Below are 13,817 nucleotides of genomic sequence, written 5' to 3'. Positions count from 1 at the left end.
CTCAGCGGCCGCGGCGAGCGCGTGCCGCGCTGCTCGTCCTGGGCGGCGCGCCCGCGGCGCTCGGTCCGGCCTCCGCCAGGGCGCGGGTGAGCGGACGGCCGAGGTCGCCACTCGGCTCGTGTCGCGCGGCGATCTCCTGCACCTTGCGGACGAGCCGGGTCACGTCGTTGTGGCGGACCGGGGATCCAGCGGAGGCGCGATCACAAAAGAACGTGCGGCACCCGAGGGGCCTCGCCGCGTAGATCGCGCAGCGGCCGGCGTCGGTGAGCATCGGGCACCGCCGCTCCGACGCCTGCGGCAGCGCGCGTCGCCGGCTCGGGCCGCCGGCGGACACGCCCGGCTCGGGCGGTCCCGCCCCGTCTGCTCGCACGATCCCTTCGAGCGCTCGGCGGCCCCCGCGAGCCGCGATCGCGCGCCGGACGGCAGCGAGCTCGACGGACGTCACGTACGGCTCGCGGCCCGTGATGCCGAACCGACAGCACTCGGTCGAGGCCTCGCACGTCCAGCCGCTGAAGACCTCTTCCGCCTCGCGGTACACGGCCGCGAGCTCGGTGAGCAGATCAGCTTCACGGACGGGTGGATCGAGGGGCGTGGTTCGACGCATTCGTTCGGAGGCGCTCTCGTGGTGATAGGACGTACTGCCAGCCCGAAGCGGCTGCGGCGCAAGGGGTGGGGGAGCAGGGCGGAGCTCCAAGGGGCGACCCTAGTTCCACGCGGCGCCGCTGCGAAGCGGCAATCCGCGATCGTGACGCGCGCTCTGACGCGGGGCACCAGCGCCGTCCGTTCTGGAGCGAGCTGCCGCTGTGACCGCGGGGGCGTCGGCGCTGTTCCCTGTTCCGGATGCTGCGATGCCGCGCGCTGGGCGGCGAGCGCGCACGCGCTATTCTCGCGGTGGATGCCGGTGCTGCGCCCGAAGCTTCGAGCTCTAGAGATCGTCGTCATCCAGGATGAGCGCCATGGCCGCGCGTTGATGCTGCGCGACACCGAGGGCATCGCGCCGGCTCCTGTCGTCGTTCCTGGCGCGAGCGCTGCCGTGCTCGCGCGCTTCGACGGGAGGCGATCGATCGACGAGATCGCGCGTGACGCCGCCCGGTCGACGGGCCAGCCCGTGGACGCCGCCCATGTGTCGCAGCTGGCCGACGAGCTGGAACGCGCGTGGATGCTCGACAGCCCGCGATTCCACGCGCGCCGGCGGAGCGTCGTGCAATCGTTCGACGCGGCGCCGATCAGGATGGCCGCGCACGCGGGCGGCGCGTACCACGGTGATCGGCGGAAGCTCGCCGACTTCATCGAGCGAAAGTGCCTCCAGGTCGCGCGGCCGCAGGGCGGAGCGACGCGCGCCGTAGCATCGCAAAGCGCGCCGACGCGCATGGTCGGGCTCTGCGCGCCGCACATGGATCTCTGGCGGGCCGCGACGGGCTACGGGCACGCCTACGCAGCGCTGGAGCAGGCGCTGGCAGGCCCAGGGCTCGAGAACGTCGATACGTTCGTTCTGCTCGGGACGTCGCACGCCGCGATGCGCCGTCCGTACGCCGTTTGCGAGAAGACGTTCGCGACGCCGCTCGGTCCTCTCGAGCCAGATCGAGAGATGATCGCGGAGCTCGCGGCGGCGAGCCGCTTCGACGTGCGCGAGGACCAGTACCTCCACAAGAACGAGCACTCGATCGAGTTTCAGGCCGTGTTCGTGCGGCACCTCCTCGGCGGCCGCGCGGCGTCGATCGTGCCGATCCTCTGCGGCCTCTCGGAGTGTCAGGCGCGGCGTCGCGACCCCGCGCAAGATGATGGGGCCGAGTCGTTCCTGAGGGCGCTCGGCGACGCCCTGGCGAAGCGTCCCGGTCGCGTCCTCGTCATCGCAGGAGCGGACCTCGCCCACGTCGGCCCGCGCTTCGGTGATCCTGCGCCCCTCGACGAGCGCCAGCGGACGGCGCTGCGCGACCGCGACCTCGCCTCGATCGAGCGCGCGACGTCGATCGATGCGCCGGGCTTCTTCGTCGACGTGGCTCGGGACCTCGCCAGCCGTCGCGTCTGCGGCCTCGGCCCCATCTACACGTTGCTCCGCGCGCTCCCGCCGTCATCGCGCGGCGAGATGCTGCACTACGAGCAGTGCGTCGACCCCGAGGAGGGATCGATCGTCAGCCATACGTCTCTCGGATTTTACGGTTGAAGATCCGCGCCTGGGCGTCCGCCTGGCGCGCGCTGGCGTTTCATCACGAAGCGCGCCGAGAGCCCCCTTGGCGATGACGCCACGCGAGGCTCACGGGCCGTGTGATGGGCGTCAGCTCAGCCGCGCGGGACCCTGCGGCGCGCGATGTCGAGGCCGAGCCGGTCGGCCTCGCGGTAGATCGCCTGCCGCGACATGCCCAGGGCACGCGCAGCCGACGCGACGGAGCCGTTGGCCCGGGCGAGGGCGTCCTCGAGGCGGGCGCGCGCGAGCGACGGATCCGTCGCGGGCGGGAGGTTCGGCTTGATGCGCGGGCCGCGTGCGAGCGATCCCGCGATCGGCGTGACGGAGAGCGGACCGTCCGGCGAAGCCTGGGCTGCGGTCACGATGGCGGACTCGAGCTGCGGCACGCCGCCCGGCCAGCCGGCGCGGACGAGCGCCTCCAGGAGCTGCGGGGTGAAGCGATCGAGTCCGATCGCGTTGCGCTCCGCGATGTCGCGCACGATGAGCGGAACGTCCTCGCGCCGCATCTCGAGCGTCGGGATCGTGATCCGCTTGCCGGAGAAGAGCGAAGCGAACCACGGCGCCACGCGCCCGTCGCCGGCGGCCCGGTCGAGCGGCTGTCCGGTCGTCGCGATGATGCTGACGCCGTTCGAGCGGCCGACCGAGTGCGCGATCTCCAGCTGCTGCGGGCGCGGCAGGCGATCGGCATCGAGGACGAGCCATGTCATCGGTCGCGCGCCCGGCGGAATGACCGGCTTCGTCTCGGCGCTGCCGTCGACGACCAGCGTCTCACCCAGGCCCTCGCGCACCGCAGCCGCGAGGCGAGCCAGCGTCCGCTTCCCGACCCCGGGCGCGCCCTCGATGCAGACGCTGGAGCCCGACTGAACCAGCTTCATCACCGGATCGATCCAGTCCTTGCGCTGCTTCGAGCCGAACACCAGCGGCCCCAGCCGCGACGGCGCGCCGTCGTAGAGCGCGAGGTGCCGCTCGACGAAGACCGCGAGCTGATGCCCGAGGCGCACCACGTCGCCGTGCATCACGCCGATGCGCCGGGCGCGGACGCCGTTAACCCACGTGCCGTCGTGGGTGTCCATGTCCTCGATGTAACAACCGTCGGAGCGGACGCTGATCTTCGCGTGCTCCGGCGCGATCCCCTGGCCCTCGATGCGGCCGTCGCGCGCGGCGCTGCCGATCACGGCGCCGTCCATGAGGCTCACGATCCGCGGCGGAGCGTCGAGCCCGATCAGGACGAGCCCCCACCCGCCGTCGTCATCCTGTCGCTTGGCGTGGACTCCGGACCGGTACTCTTTCTGAAGGACCGGCGCCGTTGTCTCCGCAACGTCCACTCGCAAAGCAGTCTGTTCGTTCATGCTCCCCCCAAGTCCAAAGGACCTGCCTGGTCGACCCAGGCCAACCAAGAGCGCGCCGAGTGGCGGGCACCCTTATGATGTAAGAGCCCCCCACACGGTGCCGCTGTCGCGAACGCGAAGGCTTTTGTGAGCGGCACCGTGCGCGGTGCTGCTTGGCGAGCCCCCTCGCTCGCAATGGCCACACAATACTCGACCAGAGCGGCCGTGCAACCTGCCGGCGACGGAAGTTTTGAGGTTTTGTTGTTGAGAGCTTGACTCTCACCACGCCGATTGGTACTCATCCGCCACGCATCGACGGAGCGAACCTCCGGTGATGACCCGGCGCGAATCAGGATTTTTCTGACAAACGCCTTGAGATGTGGTTTCCTGAATTAAGTGATTGACATCTGCGGGAGTAACTCAGTGGTAGAGTGCAACCTTGCCAAGGTTGACGTCGCGGGTTCAAATCCCGTCTCCCGCTCCACGACATAGGCTCTGCGACAGCGAGCAGACCCTGCGAGGCCGGTGTGACCCACCGGCCTCTGTGTTTTGTTCAACGTTTCGCTCAACGTTTCGCTCAACCGCTCGGCGCGGCGGCGTCCTGGGAACGCACGGGGCGATGCGCCGATCGGTACGCCAGGCGGCGGGCCTGTGATACGAGGATTCGCCTCATGTCCGCTCCGCTCCACGAGCGCCTGCGCCTGCTTGCCCATAGCCTCGAGCGGCAGTTCCTAGGCAAGGACGAGATCATCCGCCTGCTCATGATCGCGGTCGTCGCGGGCGAGCACTGCGTGCTCCTCGGCCCGCCGGGGACCGCGAAGAGCGCGCTCATCCGCACGCTCGCCGAGCTGATGCAGGCCCGGTACTTCGAGTACCTCCTCACGCGTTTCACCGAGCCGAACGAGATCTTCGGCCCGGTCGATATCGGTGCTTTTCGCGAGGGCGTCTACCGCCGGAACACCTCGGGGATGCTCCCCGAGGCGGAGGTCGTGTTCCTCGACGAGGTCTTCAAGTCGAACAGCGCCATCCTGAACGCGCTGCTCACGCTGCTGAACGAGCGCAAGTTCGCGAGCGGCGGCCAGGTGCTCCGCTGCCCGCTCATCAGCGTCTTCGCGGCCTCGAACGAGGTGCCCGGCGACGAGACGCTGACCGCGATCTTCGACCGCTTCCTCCTGCGGGTGCAGTCCGACAACCTCGACGCCTACCACTTCAGCGAGCTGCTCCAGCGCGGCATCCAGCAGGAGATCCGGCACATGGCCGGCGAGCCGCTCCGCCCGCTCGTCGCGGCGCGCGAGCTCGCCGAGCTCGGCCGAGGGTTCGGCGCGCGGATGAACTTCGGAGATGCATTCCTATCGGCCTACAAGGGGCTGGTGTTCCAGATCCGCGCCGAAGGGATATCGCTCTCGGATCGCCGTGTCGTGAAGATGCTCAAGCTCTTCGCGGCGAGCGCGTACCTCGATGGCCGCCAGACGACCGACGCGAGCGACTTCTTCGTGCTCAAGCACATCTGGAACAACCAGGATCAGGCGGCGATCCTCGAGGGCATCGTGCAGCCGGTGCTCGAGGCCTTCTTTCGTGAGCACCCGGATCGCCGCCGCGTCGGCGCGCTCGGCGTCGGCGTGGAGGCGCTCGCCGCGGAGATCGATCGGATCCGGCAGATCCTCACGGGCGGCGCCTCGCTGGGTGACGTCCAGCTGTTCAGTCAGCTGAAGGCGCTCGGCGAGATCAAACAGGCGCTCGCCGGCATCAACGACGCTCGCGCCCGCGAGCTCGAGGCGCGCGTGTCTCAGCTGCTCGAGGCTTCGTTTCGGAGCGGGCGCTTCGCGCAGATCTAGCGGCGCCCGGTCCGGGCGCGGCCGGCGCGGCGACGTCTGTCCTGGAGCGGGCCGTACGCCCAGCCGGGGTCCGGGCGGGCGTGCCCGGGGCGGCGTCGGTCCTGGAGCGAGCCGTACGCCCAGCCGGGGTCCGGGCGGGCGTGCTCGTGGCGGCGTCGGTCCTGGAGCGAGCCATCCGCCCGGTCGCGCTCTGCCCAGGTGCGCTCGGGACGTCGGCGTTCGCTCTTGAGCGAACCCTCGGCTGCGCCGGTCCTCGGCTGCGGGCGGCTGCACCAGCGGCCTCCGGCGCAGGCCGAGGTGACGCCTTCGCGTCCGACCGGGCCGAGCTGGCCTTGCGGCGGTAGTCGACCGGACCTGACGACGCGCCCATCATCGCGCCTCGGATCCGCTTGGGCACGCCGAACGCCTCACGGATGTGGAGGAGCTCATCCACCGTCAAGGCGCGCCACTCTCCCGGCCGGAGGCCTTCCGAGCTCACGCCGGCGAACGTCGTGCGCGCCAGGCGCATCACGGGCCAGCCGGTCGCCTCGCCCATGCGCCGGATCTGCTGGTTGCGGCCCTCGCGGAGGGTCACCTCGAGCCACGTCTTGTCGCCCTCGTGGCGGAGCAGCCGCGCCTCGGCCGGCAGCGTGACGCCGTCCTCGAGGCGGATCCCCTCGCGCCACGGCGTGAGGTCGTCGTCGCTCATGACGCCCTGCACCTTCAGCACGTAGGTCTTCGGCACGCCGCCGCGCGGATGGAGCAGCGCGTTGGCGAAGTCGCCGTCGTTCGTCATGAGGAGGATGCCGCTCGTCGCGAAGTCGAGCCGACCCACGGGGTAGAGCCGCGCGCCCGTGCCGCGCACGTGGTCGGCGACCGTCGGCCGCCCCTCGGGATCGCGCATTGTCGAGACGACGTTCCGTGGCTTGTGCAGCGCGACATAGACCGGCGCCTCGGAGACGAGGCGCTTGCCGTCCACCTCGATGCGGTCCTTCTGCCGGTCGGCCTTCAAGCCGAGCTCGGTCACGACGCGCCCGTTCACGCGCACCCGTCCGGCGAGGATGAGCTCCTCGGATGCGCGGCGCGAGGCGACGCCGGCGCGCGCGATGATCTTCTGCAGACGTTCTTCCATGGTGTGTGCTCGGGACCTACGCCGACGCGGTGGTGTCGGCAGACGGCACTGATAAGCACGCCCCTCGCGCCGCGTCGACCGACCTGGGCGGTGCGCTGCTGGGATCCGAGGCCGACGCCGGTGCGCCTGCACGCCTGCCCCGGCGAGCGCCGGCTGTGGCAAGAGCACCTGGGCGCGCTCGCGCCGTCAGGGCAGGGGGCGAAATCGACCTCCGCTCGGCTCGAAGGAGGCGCGCTCTATTTCTTCTTGTCGCCGGAGGGCGCCGCGCTCCCGCTGTCGTCCACGGCCTCGTTCGCCTTGTCCGCGGCGGCCTGATCTTCTGCAGCCTTCTTCGCGGCTGCAGCGGCGGCCTCGTCCTCTTTCTTGCGCTCGTCGTCCTCGAGGCGGCGCTTCAGCTCGTTGTCGTGATCCCACCGATCGACCCGCTCGTCGGCGTCGATGTCCACGCCCATGCGCTCGAGCCGGCCCATGCGGTAGATCTCCCAGACGTCCGGCTTGCCGTCGCGGTTCGTGTCGCGCTTGATGCGCGCGAGCTTGCCGCCGCTGTAGTACTTCCACTCGTCGGGGTTGCCGTCGTGATCGGAGTCGACCCTCACCTCGGCCAGCCTTCCGCCGGCGAACGTGAGCCATGTGTCGATACGGCCGTCGTAGTTCGAGTCGGACTCCTCGTGAAGGCTCTCGCCCTTGTCGTTGTACTTGCGGACGACGTCCTTCACCCCGTCGAAGTTGGTGTCGATCTCGCGGCAGACGAGCGCCCTGTGACGGTCTTCGCCCGTGCCCACGATCTGCCAGACGCGCCTCACGTTGGGCTGGATCGCGCCTGGCCCGGCGGTCTCGCTCGTCTCGCGATCTTCTTTGCCCTTCCAGTCGCACATCGAGCGATCGTCGATGCTGCCGTCGGCGTTGCGAGCCGTCTCGACCTTCGGCGCCTTCGCGCCCTCGAACCCTGGATCCGAGCTGCACGCCGCGCCGAGCAGGCTGAGCGTGGCCAGCGCGATGAGCGCTTGTGTCCTCATGTCACGGTCCCTTCTTGGCGGCCGGCTGGCCGGGCGCGGAGCCCGCGGGCGCGGCGCCCGCAGCCGGGGCCGATGTGGGCGCGGGGGTCGCCGATGCAGGCGCGCCCGCCGCGGGGGTCGCTGTGGGCGCGGCGCCCGGCGCCCCGGCGGTCGCGGGCTGCCCTGCTCCCGCCCCTCCCTCCGGGGGCGCGGCGCCGCCTGGAGGGGTCATGGGCGCTTTCGGCGCGCCGTACGACTCGGCGCAGAGATCGACCACGCTTCCGGGATCGGCCTTGCCGTCGGCGTTCTGATCGCTCGCCACGACCGCGCACTTCGCGTCGTTCGGGTTGTTGAACTGCCACCACTGGTCGATGATCCCATCGCCGTCGGAGTCGCGTTCGCGGCGCACGAGGCGCGGACCCTCGTAGTAGTCCCAGGTGTCGAGCTTGTTGTCGAAGTTGGTCTCGCGCTCCTTCAACACGACGGCGCCGCGCTCGTAGTGCGCGATCTCGTCGGCCCGCCCGTCGCGGTCGAAGTCCGACTCGCGCCGCCGTTCCACCCCGTTGCCGTCGTAGTAGATGAAGGCGTCGATCGAGCCGTCCAGGTTCAGGTCGACGACCCGACAGACCTCCCGACCGTCCTTCTTCACGTGGATGATGTCGGGTATCCGGTCGCCGTTCACATCGACCTTCTCCGCAGAGGCGGAGTCCTTGTCGCAGGGCTCGTGGACGACCGCCGTGTCCCGTTCGCTGGTGGAGCCCTTCGCGCTCGAGGGCTCCGGCGTCGAGGACGCGCAGGCAGCGACGGAGATGGTCATCAGGGCCACGAGCGAGCACCTGGGCGACGGCCAGGTGAGCGGGAATCGCGTCATCAAGAGATTCCTCCGGCCAGCCCGGAACCCTCGGGACAGAAGCTCGACGCGCCGGGCGAGCCGTCCCGACGCGGACCAGCTTCGGCCGCAGTCTAGACCGCGGCCCGCGCGCACATCAAGAAGCCCGCCCGGCGCGACGCGACGGACGCGACGGACGCGACGGACGCGACCCACAACCCAAGCCCGAGCCGATCCCCGAACCCCGGCGAGCGCGGTGGCGCCATTCCGATTGACATCATACGTACCGGCATCTAGGGTAACGTCTTGTCAGTCGTCCCCTTCGAGACTGGCGGGTTACCCTCCCGGGCGTGACATGTCGCGGAAGAAAGTCTCGACGACCATCTACATCACGCCCGAGCAGGCCGAGCGGCTGAAGATCCTGCACGAACGCACCAAGGTCCCGATCGCCGTCTACATCCGCGAAGGGATAGATATGGTCCTCAAGCACTACGAGCACGTGCTGCCGGGGCAGATGTCCCTGGAGAGCCCGCCGGTCGCCGCGCCGCCGATCCCGAAGAAATGACCGGCGCCGGGGGCCGCGAGGCTCTGGGCCTGGGAGGCAGGACGCCTGGGCGCCGGTCGCTCGGGGTGGATAGCTTCGCGGCGCGGGTCGCGCTAGGAGCAGGCACGCCGCGGTCCACCATTTCCCTCGGCGCTCGTAGAGCCGCGCGCAGCGGCTCGCTCCCCGGAGGGGCGCGGACGTTCCAGTCCGCTCCTTCCCATCTCGGTCGAGGCCGCGCGCTGCGGCCGCCAACGCTGGTCAGGTCGCCGCGCCCTGAAGCTCGCTATGCCCGTTGATTCCAAGCTCATCCGCAACTTCTCGATCATCGCCCACATCGACCACGGCAAGTCCACGCTCGCCGACCGCATCCTCGACGTGACCGGGGCGCTCACCGCCCGCGAGCAGAAGGAGCAGTTCCTCGACAAGATGGACATCGAGCGCGAGCGGGGGATCACGATCAAGGCCCAGACCGTTCGCCTGGACTACACCGCGAAGGACGGGCAGACGTACCGGCTGCACCTCATCGACACGCCCGGGCACGTCGACTTCAACTACGAGGTCTCGCGCAGCCTCCAGGCGTGCGAGGGCGCGCTGCTCGTCGTCGACGCCACCCAGGGCGTCGAGGCGCAGACCCTCGCGAACGTCTTCCTCGCCCTGGACAACAACCTCGCGATCATCCCGGTCCTCAACAAGATCGACCTCCCCTCGGCCGACGTCGAGCGGACGACGCGCGAGATCGAGGACGTCATCGGCCTCGACTGCTCCGGCGCCATCCCCGCCAGCGCCAAGACGGGGATCGGCATCGCGGAGATCCTCGAGGCGGTGGTCGAGCGCATCCCGGCGCCGAAGGGCGACCTGAACGCGGCGCCCCGCGCCCTCATCTTCGACAGCTGGTACGACAGCTACCGCGGCGCGGTCGTGATGGTGCGCGTCGTCGACGGCATCATCAGGAAGGGCCAGAAGGTCCGCTTCATGGCGACCGGCCGCGACTACGAGGTCACGGAGATGGGCGTGTTCACGCCCCACGCGACCGCCATCACCGAGCTCGGGCCGGGGGAGGTCGGCTTCCTCGTCGGCAACATCAAGAGCGTCGTCGACACGAAGATCGGCGACACGGTGACCGACGCCGTCCACCCCGCGACGACGCCGCTGCCCGGCTTCAAGGAGGTCAAGCCGATGGTCTTCGCCGGGATCTTCCCGACGGACTCGGCCCAGTACGAGGACCTCCGCGACGCCCTGTCGAAGCTCCACATGAACGACGCCGCGTTCGTCTTCGAGCCCGACACCTCCGAGGCGCTCGGCTTCGGCTTCCGGTGCGGCTTCCTCGGCCTGCTGCACATGGAGATCATCCAGGAGCGGCTGGAGCGCGAGTACAACCTCGACCTCATCACGACCGCGCCGAGCGTCGTCTACCACTGCTACCTGAACGACGGCTCGATGAAGTCGATCGAGAACCCCGCGAAGCTCCCGCCGCCGAACCTCACCGATCGCATCGAGGAGCCGATCTTCCGGATGACCGTCCACGTGCCCTCGGCGTACGTCGGCGCGGTCCTCGCCCTGTGCCAGGAGCGGCGCGGGGAGCAGAAGTCGATCCAGTACGCCTCGTCCGACCGCGTGATCATCACCTACGACATGCCCCTCAGCGAGGTGCTCTTCGACTTCCACGACAAGCTGAAGAGCGTGTCGCGCGGCTACGCGTCGATGGACTACGAGCTCGTCGGGTACCGCGCCGACGATCTCATCAAGCTGGACATGCTGGTGAACGGCGACCCGCTCGACGCCCTCAGCGTCATCGTGCACCGCGACAAGGCGTACGCCCGGGGCCGGGACCTCGCGGTGAAGCTCAAGGACATCGTGCCGCGCCAGCAGTACGAGGTCGCGATCCAGGCGGCGATCGGGTCGAAGGTCATCGCGCGGACGACCGTGAAGGCGATGCGCAAGGACGTGACCGCCAAGTGCTACGGCGGCGACATCAGCCGCAAGCGCAAGCTCCTCGAGAAGCAGAAGGAGGGCAAGAAGCGGATGAAGATGGTCGGGAGCGTCGAGATCCCGCAGGAGGCGTTCCTCGCCATCCTGAAGATCGACTGAAGCGCGGGGGCGCTGGTCGCGGCGCGCCGCCCGCGAGCGCCGCGCGGCCACGCGAGCGTGGCGGCGCGCGGCGCTCGCTCGTATAAGCCGCCCATGAAGCCCGCCCCCGTCCGGCCGCGCGAGCTCCGCGCGGCGACCCCTGCCTTCGCCCTCGCCCTCGGCCTCGCCGTCCTCGCGTGCGACGATCCGCGCGCCGCGGCGCCTCAAGCGGCCGCCTCGGCCTCCGCGCCGCCGGGCGCGGACAGCGCGGCGCCGGCCCCGAGCGCCGCGGCGACCCCCGCGGCCGCGGAGGCCGCGAAGCGCGATATGCCGCCGCGGCCGATCCCGATCGGGTCGAGCGGGCCGATCCAGCCGAGCGCGCCGCCGGAGCAGCAGATGATGGCGATCCAGTACACGCTCGCCATGGTGTCGCCGCGGTCGACCGACCCGCTCGTCGACAAGCCCTACCTCGAGGGCATCCTGCCGAAGCTCGCCGTGGCGGTGCGCACCGCCGACAAGGGCAAGACGCCGCCGAACCCCGTCAAGGCGGCCAAGGGGAACAGGAAGATCGAGGTCGACATGGGCAAGGGGTGCACCGAGCGCACCCCGTCCAACCTGCTCGCGCAGCGGGCAGGCTCCTCCCTGAAGGAGGCGTACGACGCCGGGATCCTCGTCGTCTCCTGCCACGACGACCGGTGGGAGTGCCACCAGTCGACGCGGGATCCGAGCGACGTCTTGTGCCACGCAGCGCCGCGGCGCTGAGCGTGGTATGGGCTGCGCCTGCCATGCAGGAGACGCTTGCCTACTCGGTCCCCGGCGCCAACGCGCTCCCTCGAATGGGTCCGCTCGCCGAGATGCTCGTCGAGCTGAACCGCGAACGCCCGCCGCTCGCCCGGCTGCGCCACGACGCCACCGTCGCGTTCGGCCCGACGATGCGCGTCGAGCGCTTCGCCCTCGGGAACGGGCTCAAGGTGCTCGTGCTCGTCGACCCCTCGGCGCCCGTGGTCTGTCTGCAGACCTGGTTCGGCGTCGGCTCGCGCCATGAGCGCGTGGGCAAGACCGGCATCGCCCACCTCTTCGAGCACCTCATGTTCGGCGAGACGGAGAGCGTCGCCCACGGCGCGTTCGACCGGATGCTCGAGGAGGCCGGCGCCGAGACGAACGCGGCGACGTTCCTCGACTGGACCTACTACCACACGAACCTGCCGAAGGACGCGCTCGAGCTCACCCTCCGCCTCGAGGCGGAGCGCATGGCGCGGCTCGTCCTCCGCGATCCGCAGGTGTCGAGCGAGAAGGAGGTCGTCGCCAACGAGCGGAGGCAGCGGGTCGACGACGACGTCGACGGGGCGGTGAGCGAGCTGCTCTACAAGGAGGCGTTCACCGAGCACGCCTACGGGTGGCCGACCATCGGCTGGATGGAGGACATCAAGGGCTTCACGACCGAGGACTGCGTCGAGTTCTACCGGACGTACTACGCCCCCAACAACGCGGCGCTGGTCATCGTCGGCGACGTCGCGCTCGACGAGGCGCTGCGCGGGGTGCAGGACCACTACGGCGCGCAGGAGCCGTCGAAGATCCCGGTCGAAGAGGTGTGCCCCGAGCCGCCGCAGATCGCGGAGCGCCGCGCCGAGGTGGTGAAGCCGACCGCCACGCACAAGGTCGCGATCGGCTATCGCGCGCCGGCGCTCGGGGATTTCGACCACGCGCCCCTCGCCCTGCTGAACGAGATCCTCTTCTCCGGGCGGTCGTCGCGCGTGCACCGCGCGCTCGTCCAGGAGCAGGAGATCGCGAGCGAGATCCGGGGCTGGGTCGGCTCGTTCCGCGATCCTTCGCTCTATGACATCTACCTCTCGGCCCGCGGCGAGCACACCGGCGAGGCGCTGCTCGCGGCCCTCGAGCCGCTCCTCGAGGCGGTGCGCCGCGCGCCGGTCACCGAGGCGGAGCTCGATCGCGCGAAGGCGCGCATCGAGCTCTCGGTCCTGCAAGGGCTCGAGACCGTCGCCGGCAAGGCCGAGCAGATCGGCTTCTACGAGACGGTGCTCGGCGATCCCGCGTCCCTGTTCGAGCGGCTCGCCGCCTACCGGCGGGCGACCGTCGGCGATCTGCTGCGCGTGGCGCGGCGCTACCTGGTGACCTCGGCGCGGACGGTGATCCACGTGATCCCGGACGGGACGAGCGACGAGGACGACGAGGACGGGACCGACGCGGAGAGCGAGGAGGCATCGTGAGCCAGAGCGTGAAGAGCGGCCTCGCCTGGGGCGCCGAGGGGCAGGGCAGGGGAGCGACGGGCGGCCGCGTGGCGCCCCGCGAGGGCGCGGTGCTCGTGGAGACGAGCCACGCGCTCCCCATCGTCAGCATCGTGGTCGCGTTCCCCTCCGGCTCGGCGCACGATCCGGCAGGGCGCGAGGGGCTCGCGCGCATCACGGCGCGCATGCTCCGCCGCGGCGCGGAGGGCTACAGCGCGAACGAGATCGAGGAGACGATCGACGCGCTCGGCGGGGAGTTCGGCACCGACGTGGCGACGAGCGCGACGACGGTGCATTTCGAGGTGATCAAGCGCTCGCTCGATCGGTTCGTCGAGCTCGGGGCCACGCTCCTCGCCCGCCCGACGTTCTCGCCGCCGGAGCTCGCGCGGCTCCTGCGCGAGGCCGAGGCCGAGCTCATCGAGGCGCGCGACAGCGATCGCTCGCTCTGTAGCCGCGCCTTCCGGCGCACCCTGTTCGCCGGGCACCCCTACGGCCGCCGCACCGCGGGCACCATCCCGACGCTGCGGGAGATCACGCGCGACGAGGTCGCCGCGTTCTACGCGCGGCACTACACCCGGCGCAACGCGATCGTCGCCATCTCGGGGGACATCGAGCCCGGCGAGGCGCACGTGGTCGCCGAGCGCCTCCTGTCCGGCCTGCCCGAGGGCGAGGCGATC

General features: G+C 70.5%; 11 protein-coding genes, 1 tRNA gene and 1 pseudogene. 8 read left to right on the top strand and 5 right to left on the bottom strand.

The features are described 5' to 3' along the window. Nucleotide 1: 1 nt before the first annotated feature. A complete protein-coding gene (locus POL72_RS30375; protein WP_272099644.1) occupies nucleotides 2-604 on the bottom strand; it encodes a YkgJ family cysteine cluster protein in 603 nt (200 codons plus the stop codon). Between the two features lie 18 nt (nucleotides 605-622). On the opposite strand from POL72_RS30375, the gene amrB reads away from it, so the two are divergent. Further along, nucleotides 623-2,164, top strand: a complete 1,542-nt coding sequence (amrB, locus tag POL72_RS30370) for an AmmeMemoRadiSam system protein B (protein WP_272099642.1) — start codon at nucleotides 623-625, stop codon at nucleotides 2,162-2,164. A gap of 116 nt (nucleotides 2,165-2,280) precedes the next feature. Here amrB and POL72_RS30365 read toward each other — a convergent pair whose 3' ends face one another. Further along, nucleotides 2,281-3,510, bottom strand: coding sequence for an FHA domain-containing protein (locus POL72_RS30365; protein WP_272100039.1), 1,230 nt, complete (start codon nucleotides 3,508-3,510; stop codon nucleotides 2,281-2,283). 412 nt (nucleotides 3,511-3,922) lie between these two features. Between POL72_RS30365 and POL72_RS30360 the strand changes: the two genes are divergently transcribed. Together POL72_RS30360 and POL72_RS30355 are read left to right on the top strand one after the other, a co-directional pair. Next, nucleotides 3,923-3,997: transfer RNA gene (locus tag POL72_RS30360), tRNA-Gly, on the top strand. A 187-nt stretch (nucleotides 3,998-4,184) separates the two neighbouring features. Beyond that, nucleotides 4,185-5,348 (top strand): AAA family ATPase, encoded by a 1,164-nt coding sequence (locus POL72_RS30355; RefSeq protein WP_272099640.1) that lies wholly within the window; start codon nucleotides 4,185-4,187, stop codon nucleotides 5,346-5,348. Here the strand turns inward: POL72_RS30355 and POL72_RS30350 are convergent. The 3 genes from POL72_RS30350 to POL72_RS30340 all read right to left on the bottom strand — a co-directional run bounded on the left by POL72_RS30350 (nucleotide 5,260) and on the right by POL72_RS30340 (nucleotide 8,325). Then, nucleotides 5,260-6,459 carry a pseudouridine synthase gene (locus POL72_RS30350; RefSeq protein ID WP_272099638.1) on the bottom strand — a complete coding sequence of 400 codons (1,200 nt, stop codon included), beginning with the start codon at nucleotides 6,457-6,459 and terminating at the stop codon, nucleotides 5,260-5,262. The genes POL72_RS30355 and POL72_RS30350 overlap by 89 nt on opposite strands. Nucleotides 6,460-6,695: 236 nt before the next feature. Further along, nucleotides 6,696-7,475, bottom strand: coding sequence for a hypothetical protein (locus tag POL72_RS30345; RefSeq protein WP_272099636.1), 780 nt, complete (start codon nucleotides 7,473-7,475; stop codon nucleotides 6,696-6,698). Nucleotide 7,476: 1 nt separating this feature from the next. Next, complete coding sequence (locus tag POL72_RS30340; RefSeq protein ID WP_272099634.1) at nucleotides 7,477-8,325, bottom strand: hypothetical protein; 849 nt, start codon at nucleotides 8,323-8,325, stop codon at nucleotides 7,477-7,479. A 313-nt stretch (nucleotides 8,326-8,638) separates the two neighbouring features. On the opposite strand from POL72_RS30340, the gene POL72_RS30335 reads away from it, so the two are divergent. The 5 genes and pseudogenes from POL72_RS30335 to POL72_RS30315 form a co-directional block, all read left to right on the top strand. After that, a complete protein-coding gene (locus POL72_RS30335) occupies nucleotides 8,639-8,848 on the top strand; it encodes a ribbon-helix-helix domain-containing protein (RefSeq protein WP_012236467.1) in 210 nt (69 codons plus the stop codon). 264 nt (nucleotides 8,849-9,112) lie between these two features. Then, nucleotides 9,113-10,915, top strand: coding sequence for a translation elongation factor 4 (gene lepA / locus POL72_RS30330; RefSeq protein ID WP_272099632.1), 1,803 nt, complete (start codon nucleotides 9,113-9,115; stop codon nucleotides 10,913-10,915). 93 nt (nucleotides 10,916-11,008) lie between these two features. Further along, nucleotides 11,009-11,656, top strand: a complete 648-nt coding sequence (locus POL72_RS30325; RefSeq protein ID WP_272099630.1) for a hypothetical protein — start codon at nucleotides 11,009-11,011, stop codon at nucleotides 11,654-11,656. Nucleotides 11,657-11,679: 23 nt separating this feature from the next. Next, nucleotides 11,680-13,122, top strand: coding sequence for a M16 family metallopeptidase (locus POL72_RS30320; protein WP_272099628.1), 1,443 nt, complete (start codon nucleotides 11,680-11,682; stop codon nucleotides 13,120-13,122). Beyond that, nucleotides 13,119-13,814: pseudogene (locus POL72_RS30315) on the top strand (M16 family metallopeptidase); the annotation flags it as partial. The gene POL72_RS30320 and the pseudogene POL72_RS30315, both read left to right, overlap by 4 nt. Between the last annotated feature and the right edge of the window lie 3 nt (nucleotides 13,815-13,817).

Source organism: Sorangium aterium (assembly GCF_028368935.1).
In the GTDB taxonomy this organism is placed as follows: Bacteria; Myxococcota_A; Polyangia; order Polyangiales; family Polyangiaceae; genus Sorangium; species Sorangium atrum.
Note: the sequence above shows the minus strand (reverse complement) of the source record. Positions and strands in the feature narration are given on the sequence as shown.